The 24,416-nt window shown below is 60.0% G+C and carries 21 protein-coding genes; 7 read left to right on the top strand and 14 right to left on the bottom strand.

Annotated features, from left to right (window positions below; translation table 11 throughout):
• Nucleotides 1-41: 41 nt before the first annotated feature.
• From PQQ51_RS12505 to PQQ51_RS12490, 4 genes are all read left to right on the top strand, one after another.
• Nucleotides 42-635: an acyl-homoserine-lactone synthase gene (locus PQQ51_RS12505; protein ID WP_408497090.1), complete on the top strand. Its 594-nt coding sequence runs from the start codon at nucleotides 42-44 to the stop codon at nucleotides 633-635.
• A 463-nt stretch (nucleotides 636-1,098) separates the two neighbouring features.
• Nucleotides 1,099-1,566, top strand: coding sequence for a universal stress protein (locus PQQ51_RS12500; protein ID WP_408497089.1), 468 nt, complete (start codon nucleotides 1,099-1,101; stop codon nucleotides 1,564-1,566).
• 138 nt (nucleotides 1,567-1,704) lie between these two features.
• On the top strand, nucleotides 1,705-2,514 hold the full coding sequence (locus PQQ51_RS12495) for a fumarate/nitrate reduction transcriptional regulator Fnr (protein WP_408497088.1): 810 nt from the start codon (nucleotides 1,705-1,707) through the stop codon (nucleotides 2,512-2,514).
• A gap of 130 nt (nucleotides 2,515-2,644) precedes the next feature.
• Nucleotides 2,645-3,964, top strand: coding sequence for an SUMF1/EgtB/PvdO family nonheme iron enzyme (locus tag PQQ51_RS12490; RefSeq protein ID WP_408497087.1), 1,320 nt, complete (start codon nucleotides 2,645-2,647; stop codon nucleotides 3,962-3,964).
• A gap of 1 nt (nucleotide 3,965) precedes the next feature.
• Here PQQ51_RS12490 and PQQ51_RS12485 read toward each other — a convergent pair whose 3' ends face one another.
• From PQQ51_RS12485 to PQQ51_RS12470, 4 genes are all read right to left on the bottom strand, one after another.
• Entirely contained in the window at nucleotides 3,966-4,727 is a 762-nt protein-coding gene (locus PQQ51_RS12485) for an OmpW/AlkL family protein (protein ID WP_408497086.1), read from the bottom strand.
• A 68-nt stretch (nucleotides 4,728-4,795) separates the two neighbouring features.
• Nucleotides 4,796-6,586: an acyl-CoA dehydrogenase gene (locus PQQ51_RS12480; protein WP_408497085.1), complete on the bottom strand. Its 1,791-nt coding sequence runs from the start codon at nucleotides 6,584-6,586 to the stop codon at nucleotides 4,796-4,798.
• 14 nt (nucleotides 6,587-6,600) lie between these two features.
• Entirely contained in the window at nucleotides 6,601-7,548 is a 948-nt protein-coding gene (locus PQQ51_RS12475; RefSeq protein WP_408497084.1) for an electron transfer flavoprotein subunit alpha/FixB family protein, read from the bottom strand.
• Between the two features lie 17 nt (nucleotides 7,549-7,565).
• Nucleotides 7,566-8,315: an electron transfer flavoprotein subunit beta/FixA family protein gene (locus PQQ51_RS12470; RefSeq protein ID WP_408497083.1), complete on the bottom strand. Its 750-nt coding sequence runs from the start codon at nucleotides 8,313-8,315 to the stop codon at nucleotides 7,566-7,568.
• 232 nt (nucleotides 8,316-8,547) lie between these two features.
• Here PQQ51_RS12470 and PQQ51_RS12465 point away from each other — a divergent pair, with 232 nt between their 5' ends.
• On the top strand, nucleotides 8,548-11,277 hold the full coding sequence (locus PQQ51_RS12465) for a winged helix-turn-helix domain-containing protein (RefSeq protein WP_408497082.1): 2,730 nt from the start codon (nucleotides 8,548-8,550) through the stop codon (nucleotides 11,275-11,277).
• A gap of 60 nt (nucleotides 11,278-11,337) precedes the next feature.
• Here the strand turns inward: PQQ51_RS12465 and phaZ are convergent, their stop codons facing one another.
• The 5 genes from phaZ to PQQ51_RS12440 all read right to left on the bottom strand — a co-directional run bounded on the left by phaZ (nucleotide 11,338) and on the right by PQQ51_RS12440 (nucleotide 16,644).
• Complete coding sequence (phaZ, locus tag PQQ51_RS12460; RefSeq protein ID WP_408497081.1) at nucleotides 11,338-12,183, bottom strand: poly(3-hydroxyalkanoate) depolymerase; 846 nt, start codon at nucleotides 12,181-12,183, stop codon at nucleotides 11,338-11,340.
• 85 nt (nucleotides 12,184-12,268) lie between these two features.
• Complete coding sequence (phaP, locus tag PQQ51_RS12455; protein WP_408497118.1) at nucleotides 12,269-12,691, bottom strand: phasin family protein; 423 nt, start codon at nucleotides 12,689-12,691, stop codon at nucleotides 12,269-12,271.
• Between the two features lie 63 nt (nucleotides 12,692-12,754).
• Nucleotides 12,755-14,461: an alpha/beta fold hydrolase gene (locus tag PQQ51_RS12450; RefSeq protein ID WP_408497080.1), complete on the bottom strand. Its 1,707-nt coding sequence runs from the start codon at nucleotides 14,459-14,461 to the stop codon at nucleotides 12,755-12,757.
• Between the two features lie 46 nt (nucleotides 14,462-14,507).
• Nucleotides 14,508-14,978, bottom strand: a complete 471-nt coding sequence (locus PQQ51_RS12445) for a MaoC family dehydratase (protein ID WP_408497079.1) — start codon at nucleotides 14,976-14,978, stop codon at nucleotides 14,508-14,510.
• A gap of 22 nt (nucleotides 14,979-15,000) precedes the next feature.
• Nucleotides 15,001-16,644, bottom strand: coding sequence for a fatty acid--CoA ligase (locus tag PQQ51_RS12440; protein ID WP_408497078.1), 1,644 nt, complete (start codon nucleotides 16,642-16,644; stop codon nucleotides 15,001-15,003).
• A gap of 279 nt (nucleotides 16,645-16,923) precedes the next feature.
• Here PQQ51_RS12440 and PQQ51_RS12435 point away from each other — a divergent pair, with 279 nt between their 5' ends.
• Nucleotides 16,924-17,760 (top strand): alpha/beta fold hydrolase, encoded by an 837-nt coding sequence (locus tag PQQ51_RS12435; RefSeq protein ID WP_408497077.1) that lies wholly within the window; start codon nucleotides 16,924-16,926, stop codon nucleotides 17,758-17,760.
• Nucleotides 17,761-17,850: 90 nt separating this feature from the next.
• On the top strand, nucleotides 17,851-18,651 hold the full coding sequence (locus PQQ51_RS12430) for an HAD-IIB family hydrolase (protein WP_408497076.1): 801 nt from the start codon (nucleotides 17,851-17,853) through the stop codon (nucleotides 18,649-18,651).
• 69 nt (nucleotides 18,652-18,720) lie between these two features.
• On the opposite strand, the gene PQQ51_RS12425 is transcribed toward PQQ51_RS12430, so the two are convergent.
• The 5 genes from PQQ51_RS12425 to PQQ51_RS12405 all read right to left on the bottom strand — a co-directional run bounded on the left by PQQ51_RS12425 (nucleotide 18,721) and on the right by PQQ51_RS12405 (nucleotide 24,328).
• Complete coding sequence (locus PQQ51_RS12425) at nucleotides 18,721-19,542, bottom strand: hypothetical protein (protein ID WP_408497075.1); 822 nt, start codon at nucleotides 19,540-19,542, stop codon at nucleotides 18,721-18,723.
• A gap of 184 nt (nucleotides 19,543-19,726) precedes the next feature.
• Nucleotides 19,727-20,761, bottom strand: coding sequence for a fumarylacetoacetate hydrolase family protein (locus PQQ51_RS12420; RefSeq protein WP_408497074.1), 1,035 nt, complete (start codon nucleotides 20,759-20,761; stop codon nucleotides 19,727-19,729).
• Nucleotides 20,762-20,873: 112 nt separating this feature from the next.
• Nucleotides 20,874-22,073, bottom strand: coding sequence for an MFS transporter (locus PQQ51_RS12415; protein WP_408497073.1), 1,200 nt, complete (start codon nucleotides 22,071-22,073; stop codon nucleotides 20,874-20,876).
• A gap of 79 nt (nucleotides 22,074-22,152) precedes the next feature.
• Nucleotides 22,153-23,262: an NmrA family NAD(P)-binding protein gene (locus PQQ51_RS12410; RefSeq protein WP_408497072.1), complete on the bottom strand. Its 1,110-nt coding sequence runs from the start codon at nucleotides 23,260-23,262 to the stop codon at nucleotides 22,153-22,155.
• A gap of 193 nt (nucleotides 23,263-23,455) precedes the next feature.
• Nucleotides 23,456-24,328 (bottom strand): NmrA family NAD(P)-binding protein, encoded by an 873-nt coding sequence (locus tag PQQ51_RS12405; protein WP_408497071.1) that lies wholly within the window; start codon nucleotides 24,326-24,328, stop codon nucleotides 23,456-23,458.
• Nucleotides 24,329-24,416: the final 88 nt, after the last annotated feature.

Genomic DNA, 24,416 nt, shown 5'->3' with positions numbered 1-24,416 from the left:
TTCCTGCGTATTGGGCAACCCAACACGTTCAGGAGAACGTCATGCAAACAGCGATCCGGATTGGAATGCGGCAGGAATTCGACAACGAGCACATCAACGAGATGTACCGCCTACGGGCACGGACGTTCCAGGGCAGGCTGGGATGGGACATCCCGACCATCGCGGGAATGGAAATCGACGGTTACGACGCGCTCGGCCCGCACTACATGCTGATTCAGGACGACAACCACCAGGTGCGCGGGTGTTGGCGCCTGATGCCGACCGAAGGGCCGAACATGCTCAAAGACACGTTCCCGCAGTTGCTGCATGGCGCAGCGGCGCCGCTTGGGCGGCATATCTGGGAATTGAGCCGGTTCGCGATCGACACGAGCGGAGAGGAACGGTCGTTCGGCTTTGCCGACCTGACAATGCGCTCGATTCGCGAACTCGTGACTTTCGCTGACCGGATGGGCATCACGCGTTATGTCACCGTCACCACGACGCCGATCGAACGGCTGTTGCGCAAAACCGGCATCGACGTGAGTCGTCTCGGCTCTCCGTTGCAGATCGGCGTGGAGCGCGCGGTGGCATTGGATATTGCCGTCAGTCCAAAGACTCGCATGGCGCTGTTCGGGCCGATCGCGGTCGCCGCTTAACCTGGCGGAACGCAGGCGGGACGCTGCGGCACAGTCGTGCCGCAGCGTCCCTGCCTTATCAGGCTCTATATCCGTTTGAGCGCATTTTTTCCGATGCGCTCGCCTGCCCCTTCCAATATCCCCAGGCGACTTCGCCGGCTGTGACATCGCGCCGCGCTGAAAGCGTAAGCATCGACCGCCGCTAAAAAATCTCGCACTGCGGGGATAACGGCTGAGACGACGTATTTGCCCCTACATGAACCGATATATTCCGCCGATATTGATACGCATGCCGAATCATTATTCGGCAGTGCGAGAAACGACTGCATCAAACGCAACTCACGATCGCTGTCAAGGCAGCATTGTCAAGTTTTACGCACTTACCCATTGATCTACCGCAAGCTTCCGTGATTGCTTGCGAATTCCGTCCACTCGTTCCGTTAGAATAATTAAATGAACGGTTCGTAAAGCGACAGGAGTTGATATGTACACACGCATCCTAGTAGCGGTCGACGGCAGCAACACCTCACGCCGTGCGTTCGATGCAGCACTGGCGCTGGCAAAGTCCAGCGGCGCGGTTCTGCAGCCGTTGTATGTCGTTGAAAACACACCTATGTACTTCGAAGCGCCAGGCTACGACCCATCCATTCTGCGTAACCGGCTGATCGAAGAAGGCAAAGAACTGGGTGCCGAATTCGCGCAGGCCATGGCCGCACAAGGCGTCAAAGGCGAACTCGCGGTAGGCGAGGCATCGTCGCTCGACGACGTGTCGACAGTCGTGCTGAAGGCCGCCGCCCACTTCAACGCCGATCTGCTCGTCATGGGCACGCATGGCCGGCGCGGGTTTCAACGCCTGATTCTCGGCAGCGTCGCCGAGCGTTGCGTGCGCCAGGCAAGCTTGCCGGTACTGCTGATTCCATCCGCGGCCGGCAAAGACGCCGAGCCGGCCTGACATCTCGATAGCGGGCAACAAAGCGACTGCATGTCGCCGCTCAACCCGACTCGCTGCACTAACGCGTCATTTTGTCTCTGAATGAGAACAGTGGCCGGTGGGACAATGAATCGCTACCCTGACCAATGGCTGTAGACCATGCTAAATCCTGCCGCAGTGACTCGCACCGCCCGCTCCAATCGCCCCGCCGGCATCGCGGAAGATTCACCGCCTACGCTCACTCGCCGGCGTGCCGTGCCGCCGCCGGTACGGGTCGCCTCGCGCACCGCGGCTCGCTGTTCGAGTTGTTCAATGCGGCAACTGTGCATGCCTCAGGGCTTGTCATCCGGTGAACTGCAAAAACTCGAAGCGCTCATCTGCAGCGCGCGCTCCGTGCAGCGTGGCGAGGCGCTGTACCGCAGCGGCGACCGCTTCGAAAACCTCTATGCGATCCGATCCGGCTCGATGAAAACGGTGATGGCGCATCGTGACGGCCGCCAACAGGTCACCGGTCTGCGCCTTGCCGGTGAGGCGCTCGGCCTCGACGGCATCAGCGAAGACGTGCATGCATGCAGCGCGCTCGCGCTCGAAGACAGTACGGTCTGTATCGTTCCCTACACCGCGCTTAAGTCGCTATGCCGTGAAATCGGTTCAATGCAGGAACGTCTACACAAACTCATGGGCGAGCAAATCGTCCGCGAAGCTTCACAAATGATGGTGCTCGGCTCGCTTTCGGCGGACGAACGCGTCGCCGCATTCCTGCTCGACGTGTCGGAGCGCAATGCGCAGCGGGGTTATTCGTCAGCGGAATTCAACTTGCGCATGACGCGCGAGGACATGGGCAGCTATTTGGGCATGACGCTGGAAACCGTCAGCCGCACCCTGTCAAGATTTCAAAAGCGCGGCCTGATCGACATACAAGGCAAACATATCCGGATCGTCGATCAGGACGGTTTGCGGCAAGTCTAAGCAGCCTTTCTCAGGCGCGCTCAGCGCTACCGCGCCGTTCTCCACGGTCGTTTGGGGCGTTTTTGCCTTGGCACGGGTCATGCGAACGGGTACAGTCTTCAGTCTGTCCCCCGCAAGGAGACCCGGCGAAATGAATCGAGATCCCGCCCCGCACCACCCGCTTGTCCAGCGTCTGATCGACGCACGGCAAGTCACCGATAACCTCTTTTCCATCGTCAAGCCCGAATTCCTGTATGACCGCCCGATCCGCGAGCGCCACCGGATCGTGTTCTACATCGGCCATCTGGAAGCTTTCGACCGTAATCTGTTCGACCAACGTCTGTGCGATCTGCCGGCGTTCGATCCGCGTCTCGACCAGCTTTTCGCTTTCGGAATCGATCCCGTCGACGGCGGTTTTCCGACCGATCAACCGAGCGACTGGCCGTCGCTCAACACCGTGCGCGATTACGCGAACCGCGCCCGGGAGCAGATCGACCGTGAGCTCGACGCACTCTCCAGTGCGGGTCGGGTGGGTCGTGACCGCGCGCAGGGCGAAGCGGCAGAGCAGTTGCTGAACGTCGCGATCGAACACCGGTTGATGCATGCCGAAACGCTGGCCTACATGCTGCACCAGTTGCCGGTCGCGCAGAAAGTCAGCGCGGCGCGCGAGTCGCCGCAGACCTATGCTGAACGTGAACGCAGCGCGCCCGAATCGTCGATGGTGAGTGTGCCGGCTGGTCCGACGGTACTCGGTATGACGCGCGACAGCGGTCGCTTCGGGTGGGATAACGAATTCGGCGAAATGCGCGTCGACGTGCCGGCGTTCGAGATCGACCGCCACATGGTGACGAACGGCGCGTTTCTCGAGTTCATCGAGGCCGGCGGCTATCGCGAAGCACGCTGGTGGTCAGAAAAGGATTGGGCGTGGAAGGAAGCCGAGCATATCGAGCATCCGGCATTCTGGTCGCGACGCGGCGACTGCAAAAACGCATGGGCGTTGCGCACGATGTTCGACGAAGTGCCGCTGCCGCTCGACTGGCCCGCCTACGTGAGTCACGCCGAGGCCAGCGCCTACGCGCGCTGGGCAGGCAAGTCGCTCCCTACCGAAGCGCAATGGCAACGCGCCGCGCACGGCGCGCCACATGCCGCGTCGGGCAATTTCGATTTCCGCAGTTGGGACCCGATGCCGGTAGATGTGCATCCGGATAACGTCAGCGCGTTCGGCGTCGAAGGTCAGTTCGGCAACGGCTGGGAGTGGACCGCGACGGTGTTCGACGCGCTGCCGGGGTTCGAAGCGTTTCCGTTCTATGAAGGCTACTCCGCGAACTTCTTCGACGGCCAGCATTACGTCCTGAAAGGCGGCTCGGCGCGCACGGCGAAGTGCATGCTGAGACCGGCATTCCGCAACTGGTTTCAGGCGCATTATCAATACGTGTATGCGGGGTTTCGGTGCGTCAGGAACGACCGATGAGCTAAAACCGGTATCCAACTCCAAGAAAAACAATTACCGGATCCGCCGTGATGCGCGTCTTGTTGGACAACACCGTCTGACCGTTGGCACCCACGGCATTGACCGTCGCGTTTGTCTTGAGAGACAGATAGGTCACCGACGCAGTCGCGTACCAGTTCTTGCTGATGTTGTACGACGCGCCCGCGACGAACGCGGGATTCCATGACGGACTGAGCGACGCTGTCACTTGTCCGCCGGGACCTGCAATCTGTTGCAAAGCACCGCCGAATGTCGAATTGAGATTGGTGTGGGAGAACCAGGTGTAGTTCACGCCCACGCCGACGAACGGACGCAGCTTCGCCTGCGCGTCGAAGAAGAAATACTTCACGAATAGAATCGGCGACCACGATCGGGTAGTCGCGAGCGGCTGCAGATTCCCGAGATCGAGCGATGGCCCGCCCGCACCGAATGGTGAGGCCTTGCCCTGCGCAAAGAGCTGGAGCTTGGGCGGAATACCCGCCGCCAGGTCGACGGCAATATGGTCAGTTACAAAATACGTGTTCGAGAGCTCCAGCGTGAACGTGTTATGTATCTGACCACCCGTGCCCGTTGACGTGAATGTTCCCAAAGCCGAACTGCTCTGCAACGATGTAGCGGAAGACGGGGCAAAGTCGAGCCAGACTCCACCCACGCTGGTAATGAGACTGCCGGCGCTCTGCGCCATCGCGCTGTTCGCACATATCGAGCCGGGAATTAACGCAAGGCATGCAAGTTTTCTAAACATAGCTCCTCCACTTTATTTCGCATTACCTATGAATAGTTTTACGTCGACACCTGTTCTTGCACGACCGCTCAGAACTGCTCGACGAGCAGACTCGCCCCACCCGCCGCCCCGCTGCGGATCGTCTGCAGAAGCGCATTCGCTTTCGGCAGGATCTTGTCGGCGTAGAAGCGTGCCGTGGCGAGCTTGGTGCGATGAAAGTCCGGGTCCTCGTTCGCTGCGCTTCTGGCGGCCGCAACGGCCGCTGCGCGCCCCATCTGCCAGCCGCCGCACACGTAGCCGGTGAGCATCAGGTAGTCGACGGAACTGGCAAGCGCAGCATCGGGCTGGGTGGTCAAGGCTTCCAGCATCCAGGCGGTGGCGTCTTCAAGCGCCTCTACACCGGCCGCGAGCGCCGTGCCCACGGAGGTCACTTGCGTATCCGCGCTGCGCGCGAGCGCCAGCGCAACCTCGCGTATCTCCGCCACCAGATCGGCCATCCCCGCCCCCTGATCCGACGTGAGCTTGCGACCGGCAAGGTCCGCAGCCTGAATGCCGGTGGTGCCCTCGTAAATCGGCGCGATCCGTGCGTCGCGCAAAAACTGACATGCGCCCGTCTCTTCGATGTAGCCCATCCCGCCGTGCACCTGCACGCCGGTCGACGCGATCTCGACGCCCAGCTCCGTGCACCATGCCTTCAACACGGGAATCAGAAGATCGACACGCACCTGGCGACGTGCGCGCTCACCGACGTCCGGGTCACGATGCGCGCGGTCCATGTCCGCGGCCATCACATACGCGAACGCACGCATCGCTTCGATCTGTGACTTCATCGTCATCAACATGCGCCGCACGTCCGGGTGATGAATGATCGCCACGGCGCCCCCCGACCTGCTCGACGCAAGCCGTCCCTGGACGCGTTCCTTCGCGTATTCACGGGCCTGCTGATAAGCGCGTTCCGCGATCGCGAGCCCCTGGATACCCACCTTCTGGCGCGCCTCGTTCATCATCGTGAACATGTGCGCGAGGCCTTTGTTCTCCTGCCCCACCAGATAGCCAATCGCGCCGCCCTGATCGCCGAAGCTCATCACGCAGGTCGGGCTCGCGTGAATGCCGAGTTTGTGTTCCAGGGACACGCAGTGCACGTCGTTACGCGAGCCCGGTGATCCATCGGCGTTGAGAAGGAATTTCGGCACGAGAAACAGCGAGATGCCGCGCACGCCTTCCGGCGCGTCGGGCGTGCGCGCCAGCACGAGGTGAATCACGTTGTCCGTCATATCGTGATCGCCCCATGTGATGAAGATCTTCTGGCCGGACAGGCGATAGTGATCGCCGTCGGGTACAGCCCTGGTGCGCACCGCGGCGAGGTCCGAACCGGCTTGCGGCTCGGTCAGGTTCATCGTGCCCGTCCACTCGCCGCTGACCATCTTCGGCAGATAGCGGGCTTTCAATTCATCGGAACCGTGCTGCCGCAGCGCCTCGGTGGCGCCCGCGGTCAACAGCGGACACAGCGCGAACGCCATGTTGGACGAGTTCCACATTTCCACGGTCGCCGCCTGCAGGAGTTCAGGCAAGCCCTGGCCACCGAACTCGGGGTCGCCGCTCAGGCCGCTCCAACCGCCGGCGACGAACTGCCGGTACGCAGCCGCGAACCCGTCGGCGGCCGCCACACCATCAGGCGCCAGCCGCGCGCCCTGTTCGTCGCCCGGCTTGTTGAGGGGCGCCAGTACTTCAGTCGCGAGTCTTGCGGCCTCCTCGAGTACCGCCTCCGCGAGTTCCGGAGTCGCCTCCTCGTAGCCCGGCAGCGAACACAACTCACCGCCCCCCGCCAGTTCCGTCATCACGAAACGCATGTCGCGCAGCGGCGCAATATAAGTGCTCATCATGTGCTCCCGCATTAACCCTGTTGTAACGTGCCGAGTTCGCGGGACAACTCCGGCAACACCTTGAAGAGGTCGCCCACGATCCAGTAATCGGCGACCTGAAAGATCGGCGCCTCCTCGTCCTTGTTGATCGCAACGATCACCTTCGAGTCCTTCATCCCGGCCAGATGCTGGATCGCACCGGAGATGCCGACCGCGATATACAACTGCGGGGCGATGACCTTGCCGGTCTGGCCCACCTGATAATCGTTGGGCGCGAAGCCGGCATCGACCGCGGCGCGCGACGCCCCGACCGCCGCGTCGAGCTTGCTGGCAATGTCGTCGATCAGCGCGAAGTTGTCGCCGGAACCCATGCCGCGACCGCCGGAGATCACGCGTTGCGCGGACGTCAGCTCCGGGCGTTCCGAGCGGGTGAGTTGCTGACTCACGAAACGCGAGCCTGGTGCGTCGGCGGCGGGCTCCAACGCGTCGATGGCGGCGGTGCCCCCTTCCGCGGGCGCGGCCGCGAAGGCCGTCGTTCGAACGGTAATCACCTTGATCGGATCGGCGCTTCGCACCTTTGCCAGCACGTTGCCCGCGTAGATCGGGCGTACGAACGTATCGGCGGATTCGACGGCAATGATTTCGGAGATCTGCGCGACGTCGAGCAACGCGGCCACGCGCGGCATCACGTTCTTCGCGGTCGTGGTAGCGGATGCGATCACGTGGCTATAGTCAGGCGCGATCTTCACGATGAGCGCCGCCAGATTCTCGGCCAACGCGTGACCGTAGTGCGCGGCGTCGGCGAAACGAACTCGCGTGACGCCGGCAATGCGGGAAGCCTGTTCGGCGACTGCCGCGTTTTGCGAGCCGGCCACGAGAACGTGAATGTCGTCGCCGAGTCGGGCGGCGGCGGTAACGGCATTCAGAGTCGCCGTTTTGAGCACCTGATTGTCGTGCTCGGCAATAACGAGTACGGGCATTCTTCTCCCCTTGTGGATCAGATGACGTGGGCGACGTTACGCAGCTTGTCGACCAGTTCGGCAGCATCGGCAACGCGAATGCCTGCTTCGCGTTTGGCGGGCTCCGCGAGCCCGAGCGTGGTGAGGCGCGGTTTGACGTCGACACCGAGCGCGTCCGGCGTCACCACATCGAGCGGCTTTTTCTTCGCCTTCATGATGTTGGGCAGCGTGGCATAGCGCGGTGTGTTCAAGCGGAGATCGGTGGTAACGACTGCCGGCAGATCGACTTCGATCGTTTCGAGGCCGCCGTCGATTTCGCGCGTGACCGTGGCCTTGCCCGCTTCGATCACGACCTTCGAGGCAAACGTCGCCTGCGGCCAGCCGAGCAGCGCGGCGAGCATCTGGCCGACCTGGTTCGAGTCGTCGTCGATCGCCTGCTTGCCGAGGAGCACCAGTTGCGGTTGCTCCTTATCCACTAGCGCCTTCAGCAACTTCGCGACCGCGAGCGGCTGCAACTCCGCATCCGTGTCGACGAGGATGGCGCGGTCGGCACCCGTCGCCAGCGCGGTGCGCAACGTTTCCTGGCACGCCTGTACGCCACACGAAACCGCGATCACTTCGCTCACGACGCCGGCTTCTTTCAGGCGCACTGCCTCTTCAACACTGATTTCGTCGAATGGGTTCATCGAGAGCTTCACGTTGGCGATATCGACAGCGCTGCCGTCGGCCTTGACGCGAACCCTCACATTCGCGTCGACGACGCGTTTGACGGGAACAACGACTTTCATTGACTACTCCATTTGAAGATTGCTGAGGGGTTGCCCCGCGCGGACCGCGTTTGTGCGCCGCAATGCGATTCGTTGCGGGCGACATGTCTCCTCATTCGAGGGTTGGGCGTATGATTTCTGTGGAATCAATGGTGTCCCGGCGCGACGCTATGCAACATCCCCCTTACAGGGGAACGCGATAGCGCGGAGTGTGAATGGCAGCCAGGGTCAACCCGAACGCCCGGAGCAACTCATGCACGTGATAGAAGCGCCGTCGCCGATCAGGCCGCCTCTCTTTCTCGCAACCAAGGTGTTCCCGCCGCGCCTGCCCGCCGGATTGATCGATCGGCCACGCCTGCTCTCTCTCGCCGGGAAGGCGGAATACAAGCGCCTCACCGTCATCAAGGCGCCCGCCGGTTTTGGCAAAACTTCTCTCGCGCTCACGTGGCTCAACGGGCTGAATGCAAGCGGCGCCTATGTCGCGTGGCTGTCGCTCGACAGCGACGACGACGAACCCGCGTGCTTCTTCCATCATCTGGCGCAAGCATTGCGCAACGCCTGCACAAGCGTCGGCGCGTCCGCAATCAGCCTGACAACCGAGGCGTCGCTCGTGCCGGCGCACTCCGTCGTGTCGACGCTGATCAACGAACTCGTCGACGTCGACGACGAGGTCTATCTATTCGTCGACGACTATCATCTGATCAGCCTGCCCGCCATTCACGACGCCATGTCGTACTTCATCGTGAATGCACCGTCGAACGTACATGTCGTGGTCTGCACGCGCACCGATCCCCCGCTGCCGCTCGCCAAACTGAGAGCGGGGAACAACCTGCTGGAAATCGACGCGTCGACACTGCGTTTCAACTTCGACGAAACACGCAGCTTCGTCGAACACGAATGCCCAGGCGAGCCGCGCGCTGCCCGCGTCAAGTCGCTGTTCGCGAGTACGGAAGGCTGGGCTGCGGCGCTGCGTATTTCAGCCTCAGTGCTGTCGCGGAACGAAGGCAAACCGGGTTGGGACATGAGCGCGCCGTCCGGCGCCTCCCGGCCGTTCGCCGCTTACCTTGAAGACATACTCGAGCGCCTGCCGGCCGGGATGGTCGAGTTCATGCAGCGCACGTCGATACTCGATCGCCTGACTGCGCCGCTATGCGAAGCGGTGACCGGCATGGTGGCCGCACAGGGCATGCTGGATACGATCTCCGCACGCCAGTTACTGCTCGAACCGCTCGATATCGAAGGACGCTGGTTCCGCTATCACCATCTGATGGGCGAGTACCTGTATCGGCGGCTCGAAACCCGGCATCCCGATCAGGTGGCGGACCTGCATCGTCGTGCATGCGAGTGGTACGCCAAAGAGGCGCGCTGGACAGACGCCGTCAAGCACGCGATCGCAGCGGGCGATACGGAACACGCTGTCGCCTTGATGGCTCACTGCGCAATGGCGCTCGTCACGAAGGGGGACCTGCTTACGCTGCTCGGCTGGCAACGGCAGTTCCCCGCGCATCTGATGCGCGGGCAAGTCACGATCACGCTCGCGATCGCATGGGGGATGGCGCTTGCGATGCGCTTCGACGAAGCGCTTGCGATACTCGATGAGATCGAGCACGACACGGGTACCGATTCGGGCGACGCCGCCGGCAACATCCGCTGGGAGTGCCAGGCGATCCGCTCAGTGGTGGCCGGGCTGCAGGACGATGCGCCGCGTGCGCTGGCGATCGCACAAGCATGCCTTGAACGGTCGTCGGTCGACAGTTGGACCACCAACGTCGTCTCCAACGTCGTGCGCTTCGCGCACTGGAAATCAGGCAATCTGCAAGCGTTGTACGCGACACCTTGGATCCCCTATTCGCTGGAGGAAGACCAGCGCAACGTGTTCGCCTCGGTCTACCGGCTATGCCTGCTCGGCCACGCGGAGATGCAGCAGATGCACTTCACGCTCGCCGAGCGCTATTTCACCGAATCGATCCAGCTCGCCGAGCGCCATGCCGGTCCGAAATCCATCTCGGCCGCATTGTGCGCGCCGATGATTGCGCAGATCTGGTACGAGCAGGGACGGCTCGACGAGGCGGAAACGTTACTGGTCGATCTCATGCCGGTGATCGAGCTGGCCGTCCTGCTCGACAGCACGTTGATCGCCTACCGCGTACTCGTGCGGATCGCCATCGCCCGTTCCGATATCGAACGAGCCTATGCGCTGCTCGATCAGGCGCAGACCCTGGGTTACGCGCGCCACTGGGACCGGCTGATTGCCGGCGTTCTCGTCGAGCGTGGGCGGCTCTATCTGGCTGAAGGCAGGGTAACGGAAGCGTCCGCATGTGTCGTGCAACTGGATCGACTCGCAGGTGCCCACTGCCCCGCGGAACATGCGGTCTCGCCGGAGATCGAAACCTATCGCGCGATTGCGGTGGCCTGGGTCGCGATGGCGCAGAACCGGACAGAGGAAGCCCTTGGGGCGTTGACCTCCGCGTTGCAAAGCGTCGAAAGCCGGCACGGCGACTATCTCGCGCTACGCTTGCGCACCGTGATCGCACTCGTGTGGTTGCGTGCGAACAACCAGCCCCGCGCGGTCGAAATATTTCGCGAGGTCCTGAGCGCCAATAGCGGCATCTACCGCTCGATTCTCGACCAGGGGCGCGAAATCGGGCCGCTGCTGCAGGCGGTTCGCGATGACACACGGTGCACCCCGCAAACGAAAGAGATCGTCGCTTACATCGATCGCCTGCTGGACGGATGGCGAGCGCTGTACCAACCCGTCACGCCCAGGCGCGACATGGAGCGCGAGCCGTTGAGCGTGCGGGAGCGCAGCATCGTCGAGCTGATTGCGCAGGGGCAGTCGAACAAGGAAATCGCGCGCACGTTGGGGATTACGCCTGAAACCGTCAAGTCTCATGTCAAGAACGTCTTCGTGAAACTGGATGTCGACAAGCGCGCGCACGCGGTTTCGCGCGCGCAGGCGCTGGGTCTGGTGACGACCGGCTAGCGCAGGTCTATCGCATGACGGCAAGTGTGGCTGCATGAATCAGCACGCCGGCCATCCCGCCTACGAATGTGCCGTTGATCCGGACAGCCGGAGAAACCTGCGCACCACCAGTGCGACTTCACTCGCGCGCGAGATGAGAAACAGGTGACCGTCGTCGATCACATAGAGCGTCGCATCGGGGATACGCGCTGCGAGAATCTTCGCATTGGTGAGCGGCACAATCGGGTCGTCGTTGCCGTGCATGACCAGTGTGGTCTGGCGCAACGTACCGAGCCACAACAGACTGCTCCAGCCCGTCGCCGCCAGCAGCTGATAGAGGTAGCCGCGGCCGCGCGGCGGCTGTATGTGCCGGCTGTGCGCCTTCAGCAACGACGGATCGCGCCGGTAAGCGCCCCCGTAGATATCCGCGCCCACCTGTTGCAGGTAGGTGGGATCGGTATAGCGGCGCGGCCCGATCAGCTTCGACAATACCGATAGTTTGCCCGGCACCATGATGACGCCGGGCGAGGTTGCCGCGAGAATCAGCCTGCGGCAGCGCACCGGATATAGACGCGCGAACTGCTGCGCCAGTGCGCCGCCCCACGATACGCCGAGCACATCGACCGCCCCGTCGTGACCGAGCCGCGTCAGCAGCTTGTCCGCCAACACGGACAACGTCGAAAAGCGATACGGCACGACCGGCGCTGGAGAACCGCCGACGCCGGGAATGTCGAAGACGATGACGCTCACGTCTTCGAGCGCCGTGACGAACGGCTCCACCAGTTCGAGGTTGGCGCCGATGCCGTTGAAGATCAGGAGCGGCGGCGAAGCATCGCTGCCGCGCCATGTTGCGACACGCAGTGTCTGACCGTCCAGATCGATCGTCTGGATTTCCATGCTGCAAAGAGACTCGGGGTTCATGTGCATTTTGTTTCCGGATCATCTTCTGAAAGGACGCTTCATTCGACGCGTCGGCATGCCGCATGGGCGCCGTCGGATGATTTCTTCGGCATTACTTCTTCGGCTGAAGCAGCGTTTTCAGTTCCTCGACGTGCTCGGCAACGCGCCTCGTGACCACGGCAACACTGTCGGCCTGCGCGCGATATGCGGTGTCAGCGAGTTCCTGCATGTCCACCAGCGCCTTGTTCAACGCCTGCTGCACCACTTCACCCGTGTTGGCCGCCGGCTGGCCGCCCGACTGGGCAACGCGGCTGACGAGCGACTGCACTTCGCTCAGCGTCGTGCGAAGAATATCCGACTGCTTCTGAGCGAGCGACTGCACGCCGGCCAGTGCGGTCGTGTTGGCTTCGACGATCGCCTCGACGTCCTTGCGGCGCGATTCGAGCAGTGCGCCCACGTCGATGCCGGGCAGCTTGAACTGACCGACGACCTTTTTATACTCGGCGAAAATGCTGTTGAAATTGGTTGAATCCATCATCGATACTCCATTGAAAAACTACGTTAAGAAAATGTTGCGTGATGCGTATGCGTGAGTGCCCTAGGCTTCCATCACATACGTTCCCGGCGCCTTCACGCCAGCGGGGTGCTGCTTGTTGCCGACTTTCGCCGGAGCGGCACGCCGCTCGCCGGAACGTTCGGCGAGCCACGTGCGCCAGTCGGCCCACCACGAGTCCTTTTCAGCCTGGGCGTTGGCGAGCCATGCGTCGGCAGTGGCAGGCAAATCGGGATTGAAGAAGAACTTCGCTTTCGGATTGCCCGGCGGGTTGATCAGGCTCTGGATATGACCGCTCGAACTCAGCACGAAGCGCGTCTTGCCGCCGAACGTGCGCGCCGTGTTGTACACGCCCTTCCACGGCGTGATGTGATCGGTCATGCCGGCGACCACGTATTTGTCGCACGTTACGTCAGACAGATCGATCGGCGTACCCAGAACCGTCAGCGCGCGAGGCTTGCTGAACAGATTGCCCGTGAAGATATCGAGCAGTTGCCCATGCATCGCCGCCGGCAGCCGGGTTGCGTCGTTGTTCCAGTAGAGGATGTCGAAAGCGGGCGGCGCTTTGCCGAGCAGATAGTTATTGACCCAGTAGTTCCAGACGAGATCGTTGGGTCGCATCCATGCGAACACGCGGCCCATTTCTTCGCCGGCGAGCACGCCCTTCGATGTGCTGTTCTGCTTCGCGGCCGCGATGGCCTCCGGCGTTGCAAAGAGACCGAGCTGCGAATCAGCCGTGCTGTCCAGCACGGCGACCATCAGCGTGGCGGCATTGACGCTCGTGTCGCCGCGGCTCGCGAGGTGGCCGAGAAGCGCCGAAATCGTCATCGCACCGGAGCAGGCGCCGTGCAGGTTGACGTCGTCGCTGCCGGTAATGTCGCGCACGGCCGCGATCGCTTCGAGGAGCGCCGTCACATAGGTATCGAGATTCCAGTGACTCTGCGCCGCGGTGGGATTGCGCCAGCTCACCATGAACACCTGGAACTCGCTCTTCACCAGGTAATCGACAATGCTCTTGCCTTCGGACAGGTCGAACACGTAGAACTTGTTGATCTGCGGCGGCACGATCAGTTGCGGGCGCGCATATACCTGTTCAGTCGCCGGCGCGTACTGGATCAGTTCCAGAACCTCGTTGCGGAAAACCACCGCGCCCTGCGACATGCAGAGGTTTTCGCCCACCTTGAACGCCGACTTGTCGACCTGCGCGGGCATCCCCTGGTTCTGCAGCATATCCGTCACGAGATTGCGCATGCCGCCAAGCAGGCTGGCGCCGCCCGAGTCGATGATTCTCTTGAGCGCAGCCGGATTGCCGAGCAGCGTGTTCGTCGGCGACAGCGCGTCGGTGAAGAGCGACAGCACGAACTGCGCGCGCTCCTTGCTCTTCGCGTCGAGCGCAGAGCGCTCGACAAACCCTGTCAATGCGCTGCGCCACGCCACGTAAGCTTGCAGCGTCATCCGGTAAAGCGAATTCGTCTGCCACGCAGGGTCGGTGAAGCGCTTGTCGCCCTGAGGCGGCGTACTGTCCGCGCTGCCGCCAAGCACGGCGATCAGATCGCGCACCAGCGCCGCCTCCTGTTCCATGAGCAAGGTCGGTTGCCGCAGCGCCTGGGCGCCGATCTGCTGCGCGGTTGCCATCACGTCTTGCGGCCGCAACCCCACGAACGGATTCGGTCCGAGCATGCCTTCCGCAGCAGACGCCGCAAGGTCGTTCGTCTGCTCGCCGCGTGCGTTGCTTTCGTCAGTTGCCGCCATCTTGCTGCTCCTCGAACATCTCTATCCGTTTCGTCAATAGCGCTGCTTACGCTTGCGAGACCAGCATCGCCAATGTCTCGGCGATGAGCGCCGGCTTTTCCTCGCCCTCGATCTGCAATTCGTTCATCGTCTTCACGATGATCCGGCCGCCGTTCTTCTTTTCCACCGAAATCAGCGTTACGCGGTTTCTCACTCGGGCGCCCGCTTTCACCGGTGTCATGAAACGCACTTTGTCCAGCCCGTAGTTCAGTCCAGCGGATGCGTCCTCAGGAATGAGTCCGATCTCGATCGCGAGCGACGCCAGCAGCGACAGCGTCAGATAGCCGTGCGCGATCGTGCCGCCGAACGGGCTTTCGCGTTTTGCGCGTTCGGGATCCACGTGAATCCACTGCCTGTCGCCGGTGCATGTCGCGAACGCGTCGATACGTGCCTGATCGACGACGACCCAGTCCGACACGCCCAGTTCGCGGCCAACGAAGTCGTCGATCGCGGCGACGCTATATCCTTTGATACTCATCGTGTGTGCTCCTTGCGACGGGTCAGGCGAATTGCTCGCGCAACCACTTCTTGTTCATCTTGCCGACGCTCGTTTTTTGCAGTGCATCGACGAACTTGACGATCTGCGGCACTGCGTACTTCGAGATCCGTCCGGTTTTGGCGAATCCCATGACGTGCGCCTTGATGTCCTCCTCGGTGAGCGCGGTGCCGGACTTGCGCACCACTAGCGCAACGGGCCGTTCACCCCATTTTTCGTCCTTGATCCCGATCACCGCGACTTCCGAGACATCCGGGTGCAGCGAAATCAGGCTTTCGATTTCGAGTGAAGAGATCCACTCGCCGCCCGATTTGATGACGTCCTTGATACGGTCCGTGATCTGGATGTTGCCGGTCGCGTCGATGTTCGCGATGTCCTGCGTATGCAGGTAGCCACCCGTCCAGAGCTGCGCGGACGCATCCGGATTGTTCAGGTAGCCCTGCGTCAGCCACGGAGCACGCGCAACGATCTCGCCGTACGCGCGGCCGTCGTGCACGATGTCGTGCATGTCCTCGTTGACGATGCGCAAGTCGACGAGCGGAACGGGGAAACCCGTCTTGCAGCGCAAGCGCACCTCTTCTTCGAGATCGAGCGGCTCGCTGTGCGGCGGAAGTTGCGCGAGGCTCAACACGGGACACGTTTCGGACATGCCGTAGCCGGTAAAGATGTCGATGCCGCGGTCGAGCGCGGCGCGCGCGAGACCGTGCGGCAACGCGCCGCCACCGATGATGACCTTCCATTTGCTGAAGTCCGTGTGCTTCGCGTCGTCGCACGAGAGCAGCATGTGCAGGATCGTGCTGACGCAGTGCGAAAACGTGACCTCTTCTTCGCGGATCAGTTGCACCAGACGATCGGGCACATAACGGCCCGGATAGACCTGCTTCACGCCCATCACCGTCGCGATGTAGGGCATGCCCCACGCATGCACATGGAACATCGGAGTCAGCGGCATATAAACGTCGCCGCGATGAAAGCGCTGTCCCGATACCGGACTCGACAGCGCCGCCATCAGGGTGATGGTGTGCAGAACCAGTTGACGGTGCGAGAAGTACACGCCCTTGGGCAGTCCGGTGGTTCCTGTCGTGTAGAAAGTGGTGGCCCGGGTATTCTCGTCGAAGTCGGGGAAATCGTAGCTCGTCGCGCTTGCAGCGAGCATCGCCTCGTATTCGGTGGCGAATGCAATGGTGTGCGCGCCGGGTTCACTGCCTGGTTCGTCGATCCATACGAAGGTACGGACCGTTTCAAGCTGATCCTTGATCGCTTCGACCACGGGCAGGAAATCGGTGTGGACAAACAGCACTTCTGCGCCAGCGTGGTTGATCGTGTAGGCGATCTCGGCCTCCGACAACCTCACGTTGACCGTCTGAAGCACGGCGCCCATCATCGGCACCGCAAAATACGATTCCAGATAGCGGTGACTGTCCCAGTCCATGACGGCCACGGTGCTGCCGTGCCGCACTCCGAGCTCGTGAAGGCCGTTGGCGAGCCGCGCAATGCGTTCTCTCAGCGTGGAATAGGTCATCCGCAGCTGGCCGCGGTACACGATTTCCTGATCCGGTGCCTGAACGAACGCTGTATGCAGCAGTTGTTTGATCAGCAGCGGATAGGCATAAGGGGATGGTGTCGCTCCCTGCACGGCGTCCTGCATCTACGTCTCCTCAGGTCGAGAAATGGATCGGGCTGACACAATCCAGACGGTGCCTGTGGCACGCGGCGGCATCCCGAGTGAAGCCATCTTCGAGTTTTTAGCAAGGAGGAAACATCCCCCAAAAAGGGGAACATTGAGGATGAGGTCGGGAGGCCCTCGCTGACACCGGTTGACTGGTGCATGGCCGATTGATAGGATGGAAGCAGTTTCAAGACGCCCTCCCGGTTCGCCGGGAGGGCGTTTTTTTTGGTTTCCGCACCCAAAAAGGAACTCCTTGAAATGAAATCGCGAATTCACTTCTGCCCGGCATCCGATATTCGCCTGGGATACACGCAACTCGGGAATGGCTTGAATCACGTGCTGGTCATGCATGACTGGCTTGGAGACCACTCGAACTACGATGCGCTAATGGCCTATCTCGACCCCCGTACCTTCACGTACGTGTTCGTCGACTTGCGCGGTTATGGACAATCCATCGAGTTGACCGGTTCTTTCACGATCGAAGAGATTGCCGCCGACTGCTTTTCACTCGTCGATCAACTTGGCTGGGAACGCTTTCATGTGATTGGCCATTCCATGACCGGGATGATCACGCAACGCATGGCTGCGGACGCTCCACATCGCATCAAGGGCGCGATTGCCGTGTGCCCGATCTCTGCGGCTGGAAACCGGTTGAACCCTGAAGCCCTTGCATTCTTTGCGAGCACGAGCAAAGACGACGAGTCGTTCCGACGGCTCGTCAAATACGTCACCGGCGGACTTTCGGATGAGTGGGCAAATTACAAGCTGCGGCAAAACCGGGAAAGGGTCGCGCCCGAGTGTCGGTTGCGATACCTGGACATGATGGTAGGTGCAAACTTTGTCGACGATGTTCGAGGGCTCGACATACCGTATCTGGTCATCGTGGGCGATAAGGATCCGGGACTCGATGCGCAGGCAATGAAAAAGACATTCCTTGCGTGGCATCCGAACGCCGAATTGCAGGTCATCCAAAATTGCGGTCATTATCCGATGCAGGAATGTCCACCGTACTTCGCGACTATCGTCGAGTGCTTCTTGAAGCGCGACAGTGAAGATATTGTTATGGAACATCGCCGCGGAAATGTTCACCTTTAACCCTGAGTTGCGATAAGCAATCATAAAATCGGCATAACGGCTCCTCCATCCGTCCTCATAATTGAGGACGTTCATTCAATAGCTGACAGTATGCAGAATTTGTCTTTGGCGCCAGCGCATCAGTTTTCCGCCGTCCAATTCGTACTCACCGACATGGATGAGACGTTGACTTATCGAGGCCGATTGTCCGCCGACACCTACAGGGCGCTTGAGCGGTTGCAGGCCAGCGGCATCTGCGTAATACCCGTTACCGCAGCGCCTGCCGGGTGGTGCGATCAGATGGCACGCATGTGGCCGGTAGATGGCGTTATTGCAGAGAATGGCGGCCTCTTTTTTCGTCGCAGTCCACACGGACATGACGTCGAACGGCATCACTGGCATCCGTCGGACAGCCTTGAAGACATACGCAATCGGCTTCGCTCGATTGCAGAAATAGTCGAGATAGCTGTGCCGCACGCGCAGCAGGCGGACGATCAGGTCTTTCGACTGACCAGTCTGGCTTACAGGCGTACCGGAACGGATGCAGATCATCGAATCGTTGAGGCACTCATCGGCGCGGGAGCCGATGCAACCATCAACAACCTTTGGATACTGGGTTGGATTGGCGGCTACGACAAGCTATCGATGTCACTGCGGATACTCGCTGAAAATTACGGGGTTGATGCACAGTCAGCTACGGAACTAGTCGCCTATTCCGGCGACTCGACTAACGACGCGCCGATGTTTGGGTTCTTCAAGCATACGATTGGCGTAAGCACCGTCATTGATTATTTGCCTCAATTACCCATTCCACCCAGATGGATCGCGAATGGTCCTGGCGGCGCCGGGTTCGTCGAATTCGCGGACGCGGTTCTTGAATCACGGCAACGTGACGAGCGCGAGACGACTTAAGCGTAGGGCACAGTGCCGTGTGTGCCCCGAGGTAATGGAGAAATTGATGCGCAGGCGGAGATTTGGAACTCAAGCCGTCTCATCAACCCCGAGCGATCGGGTTTCCGACGGCGGAAAGAAGTTCGGCATAGCCTGGCTATTCATTTCGAAGATGTTCATCCGAAGGACGCCGTACATCGACTGCCCGGATGAAGTCGTAAAGGTGGCCGTGCCGTCCGACGCTGATTGGACACTTTGCATAAAGCTAAGGAAACCCGTCGCGCTGCCTGGGTCGCGCGAAAAATCCATCTTTGCACCATTGGGCGTGTGGTATGTGCCTCCGGTCATCAGGTAGGCTTGGGCGTCGGTCCCCAGATTCTTGAACAGATCCATGAAACTCGTCAGCCCATCCGCCTGCTTACTTACCGCGTCAGACTCGGATGGCGAAAGCGGATCGCCATCGGCCTCTGCCCAGGTCGCATAGCCCGCGACGGCGTCGTCATGAAACGATCTCACGGCTTGAACCAGAGAGCCATCGCTGTTTAACTTCGTTTGAAGCCATGTTTTGTCCGCATCGCTCATCGTTTTTGACGTGACGGCAATGGTGCCGCTGTCCGACGAGAAATCGAACTGGGTGCTGGCCAGATCGGGGCGCTCTTTAATGAGCGACTGCATTATCGGAACAAGTGCATTGGCAATGTTCTGTGCGTCGATGCCCATCTGCAAAGGTGCGCCCAAGGCCTTCAGGTATTTGTCGAGGCGGCTGTGGTCTTGTGGATCAACCGCGGTAATGGTGACGGCTGATGGAGTATCCGGCGAAGTCGGGAGACTCAATGCCGAAGCCGTGAGGTTAAGTGCAGAATCGGGGCCAGCAAGTGGTGTGACGTTCGCAGAGTTGATCGAAATACCCATTCGCTTCTCCTTTCAGGTTTCAATCGTATTACGACAGAACGACGAAAAACTTGAATTGCTTATTGGGCCGTCTATGTTGAGCGAAATGTCGGCTCCGATTTGCGTCAATACGTGAAAAGGCGGGAAGCCGACAAAGCCAGCGTTCCCCTCAATACTCAATACTCTCCCGCCCAGGGCACAGCCGTTACGCCAGATCGAACTGCAAGGTGCCAAGTTTTTCTATCGTACTTTCGATTTTGTCTCCCGCCTTAAGCCAGATCTGCTGATCTTTTGGCTTGCCGAGAATAACGCCAGGCGGCGTGCCCGTAAAAATAATGTCGCCCGGCTCAAGCGCGAACAGCTTCGACGTGTAGGCGATCATCGCTTGTGTGTTGAAGATGAACCGACTCGTATTGCTCGATTGCCGGACTTGACCGTTAACCCGCGTTTGGAGTGACAGGTTGTTCGGGTCACCCACGACATCGGCCGACACGAAATACGGCCCGATCGGCGCGAAGTCATCCAACGTTTTACCCACCATCCATTGTCCTCCGGTGTCCATCTGCAGATCCCGTGCCGTGAAGTCATGACCTACCGCATAGCCGGCGACGTAATCGAGCGCGTCAGCTTCAGATACATTGCGTGCAGTCTTGCCGATCACAATAAGAAGTTCTGTTTCATAGTCGAACTTGTAGGCCACATCGCGCGGCGGCAACTTGATCGTTGACCGGTGCGCTGCGAGCGTGTTGTTGTACTTGTTGAACAGAATGGGTACCTTGGGCAATTCTTCATGCGTCTCTTCTACGTGCTCACGATAGTTCAATCCCACGCAGACGATCTTGCCGGGCGAAGTAAACAGCCTGCCGTACCGTATCGACGATTCAGGGATATAGGCGGACGCAGCGGCCGGATTGCGAGCCGCCGCCGCGACCAGCGATGTCAATTCCGCGCCCGCGCCACCACGCAACAATGCTTCCAGCGTCACAGGAACGTTCGTATTAAGCAACACGTTGGCCTTTACGACATCGAGGATGCCATTGGGCGTTTTAACGCCCAACGTTTCGGAACCATCGCGCTGATTAATGGAAAGCAACGTAACGCCGCGCGGCAATTCAGCAGCGCGAGAACCCCCAGCCACGACCGTAGTATTCCGTTGCGCCAACACAGACTTTGTCGTCAGGGCCGACGCAGCAAGAGAAAGCGCGCCCACTGTTTTTATCATCGCTCGTCGATTCAACATGTCAAACTCCTTGATTAAGGTCACTCTAGTGCTACGCACGACTGGGTTCCGCTTTAATAGCGGCGCGGGAACCGAAGCGCCATAGGTTGGCGACTGCATTTCATCGCAGCGGTTACGTCAAATCTGGATTTCCGATCGGTCCGAATTTCCTCAGCCATCGCCAGTCGACGCAGATCAGTAACAAGGCAGAAACCGCAGCTACCGTTGCAACGGTAAACGCACCGGGTATTCCGTAGAATCGTGCGACCGCGCCGGCGCCAGGACCGGCGATCGCAAGCCCCAGATCGAAGCACGCCAGATATGCGCCTATTACCAGCCCTCGGTTTTCTCCAGGCACGCGCCGCATTGCCTCTACGCCGAGAGAGGGGAAGACAAGCGAATAGCCTAGCCCGGTAATCGTGGCTCCGACCAGCGCGATCAGAGGGTTACTGGCCAACCCGATCAATCCAAGCCCAATGGTCTCTGCGAAGAGCGATGCGAGACCTGTCCGATACCCACCTAATCGATCAGGAAGCCCACCCAGTAGGAGACGCACCAAAATATAAGCAGCGCCAAAGGCAGCAAGCGCGAAACCCGCATGAGGCCACGCCGCCATGCTGTAACGCAGCGGTAGAAAGGCACTGACCGTACCTACGCCGGAAGACGCCAGCGCCATGCCAAGTCCTGGTACCCAGATCATGCGCAGCACGTGTAAAAAAGATGTGTGCTGTGTTGCCCGTTCGACGGCAAAGGCCTTCCATCCGCTTGCAACCAGTGCGCCCAGAAGTGGCGCAAGTACCGCACACACCGCAACGACTCTGAAGCCCGCGGCACGATAGATGGCCAAACCCACGGGAGCGCCGACAGCAAGCGCGGCATACATCGCAATGCCCGACCACGCCATCGCTCGGCCTGCATATTCAGAACCAACACGACCGATACTCCACGCGGCCAATGCCGTAATGAACAGGCTTTCCGCCAGGCCGAGAAGCAAGCGCCCAGCGCAAATTAACGCCAGACTTTCCGCCGGGTGCTGAGTCAGGGTGCCGGCAACCAGATAAAACAGTCCCGCTAAGGACGCGACAATGAGTCCCACCAAAGACGTAAGCTTGGGACCACGTGTATCCGACAATCGACCGGCGTACTGGCGCGTCAAAAGCGTAGCGAGCGACTGTAGACCAATTACACCGCCGACAATGAGCGTGCCGAAACCTAAGCTTTCGTGAACGTAAAGCGACAGCACGGGTAATGGAAGACCAACCGCGAGAAAGCCCAGAAACGCCACCGCAGAAAACGGTATCAGTTGCCAAACCACATGCGTTTTCTTGACCATATGCAGAATCCTGAAATAGTAATGGTGGTAGTGGATCGCATGGACACAAGCAAAAAGCTATCTGCCGGCCGTTACTGCTTCATTGTGAAATTCGCTGTACCAAACGTGTCAGCGCCTGATCGATCGTGATAGAACCCTTCCTTATCGCGGATTCGTCGCTGTCGAATTCGATCCATCCTTCATTAAAACCGTCGAGCATTCGCATGCGCGGTTCAGGATTGGACGCCCCTTGCGAGCGGAACAGCTCGGCCCACGTCTGTCTGGGGACAACCTCGGCACACACCGGCCGTGCGAGCAGTTTGCTGAGCGCGGCTGCAATTTCAGCCGGCGTCACCCGCTGTGGCCCTTCAAGCTCAACGACACGGAGTGTCGCGTCATCGCATTGGAGTAGTTCCGCCCCGACCTGACCAATGTCCTCCGTCGAAACCATCGGCACAGGTTTGTCGAGCGGCTGCAAGAAGCTGGCAATCGTTCCGGTTGTCATGGCCGCTTGAATGTCCCGCGCAGCATTCTCCATAAACCAGGCCGCGCGCAAAAAGATGACGGACATCGGCAGCACGCTAAGGCTCCGCTCCATGATCCCAAGCTTGCTCAGCAAGTTTGACTGAGTCGCTTGCGCGCCAATCGTCGACAGACAGACCACTTTCTGCGGGCGCGCCGTCTCAAGTGCATGGCGAATGGAAGTCACCATGCTGACCGTCTCGGGAAATCCGTCAGCCTGATCGAAATTCGACGGCAGCATGACAAAGACACTTTTTGAGCCCTGAAACGCGGGGATCAGTGACTGTTGATCGTCCAGGTCCGCGACACACACCTCGCAGCCACGCTCCGCCCAGACGCGGCCCTTTTCCTGACTGCGCACGATCGCGCGCACTGGCTGGCCCGCGGCAAGAAGCGATCGGGCCACTGCTCCCCCCACCTTGCCCGTTATTCCGAGAATCGAAAACATGTGTACCCTAAGAAGGATTGTCGAATAGCGCTGCCGCTGTGAGTACAACAGCAACGCGGAAAGTAAGAGCCGACTGGCAACCTGCGACTGCCCCGTTTCACGCGAGTCGATTACGGTTCGTGATAAATTAAAAGTTATCCGAAGTAATTGACCAGATTTCTCTTTGCGATGCTGATTGACGAGGCTGTGGCGAATAAGCGTCCCTGTCTTACCGAGTATAGATTTCCCGAACGGATTCACGAAGCGCGTCCGTGTCACGGTAATGGTGACAAAAATTCATTGATGTCTTGACCATTGAGCATTGACGATGAGCACACTGCCCCGCAGCGCATGTGCTGTGCGCGGCTGGCCGGCCTCGCGTTGAGATCGGGATATCGGGACAACAGGCAGAATGTAAAAAACCGGACTGACGATGCTGCCGGACGATTTCACTTCACACGACCTGACACATGTGATGAAGCAGCCCACGCAGTACTGTTTCCAGCGGAACACTTCCTTTGACCGTGCGCGTCGGGAATTCAAACTCAATCCATCCTTCGTTGAATCCCTCTAACATCTGGATACGCGGTAACGGATTTTTCATTCCTTGCGATACAAATAGCCTCTCCCACGTAACCCGAGCCACAGGTTCCATCCGTATTTCCTTACCTAATAGTCGAGAAAACACTTCAGCGACTTCGTTCGGGGTCGTCCGGCGCGGTCCTTCGAGTTCGATGATCCGGTGGTCGCTCCAGTTCTGGCGAAGCAGGCTAGCCGCAACGCGTCCTACGTCGGCAGTTGCCACCATCGGAACTGGCTTGTCTAACGAATAAACGAAACTTGGAATAACACCAGACGCGAGCGCTGGTTCCAAGTCCAGCGCGGCGTTTTCCATGAACCATCCTGCGCGGAGGCAGGTGACTGGCATAGGCAACAAGCGGAATGCGCGCTCCGCCATGCCAAATTGCTGCAACAGATTAGGCTGCGTTGCGTGAGCGCCGATTGCGGACAGGAAAACGACACGCTTGGGCCTCGACACGGTCAGCGCGTCGCTAAACGCGGCAATTGCAGCCTTCGCCTCTGGACATCCGGGGGCCGGATCGAGATTCAGGGGTAGAGAAATAAAAACAGCTTCAGCCCCATCAAAGGCACGCGCCAACGCGACTGCGTCGTTCAGTTCGGCTATCGCCATCTCGCACCCCTGGTTTTTCCATTCGTCTCCTTTGGCAGGATTACGAACCACTCCGCGCACATCTACGCCTGCCGCAAGCAGAACACGCGCAACAACCCCACCTATCTGCCCGGTAATTCCGGTAACCGCAAACATGTGCCCCTCCAGATTCGCATCGTTCGTTGGGGAAATTCTGTGCGCCGACACGTGTTTTCGCGATGACAGTCATGTCATTTGATATATG

It is taken from the genome of Paraburkholderia xenovorans (assembly GCF_046030735.1).
Lineage (GTDB): Bacteria > Pseudomonadota > Gammaproteobacteria > Burkholderiales > Burkholderiaceae > Paraburkholderia > Paraburkholderia xenovorans_A.
The sequence above is the reverse complement of the archived record's forward strand: the minus strand, read 5'-3'. Positions and strand labels throughout refer to the sequence as shown.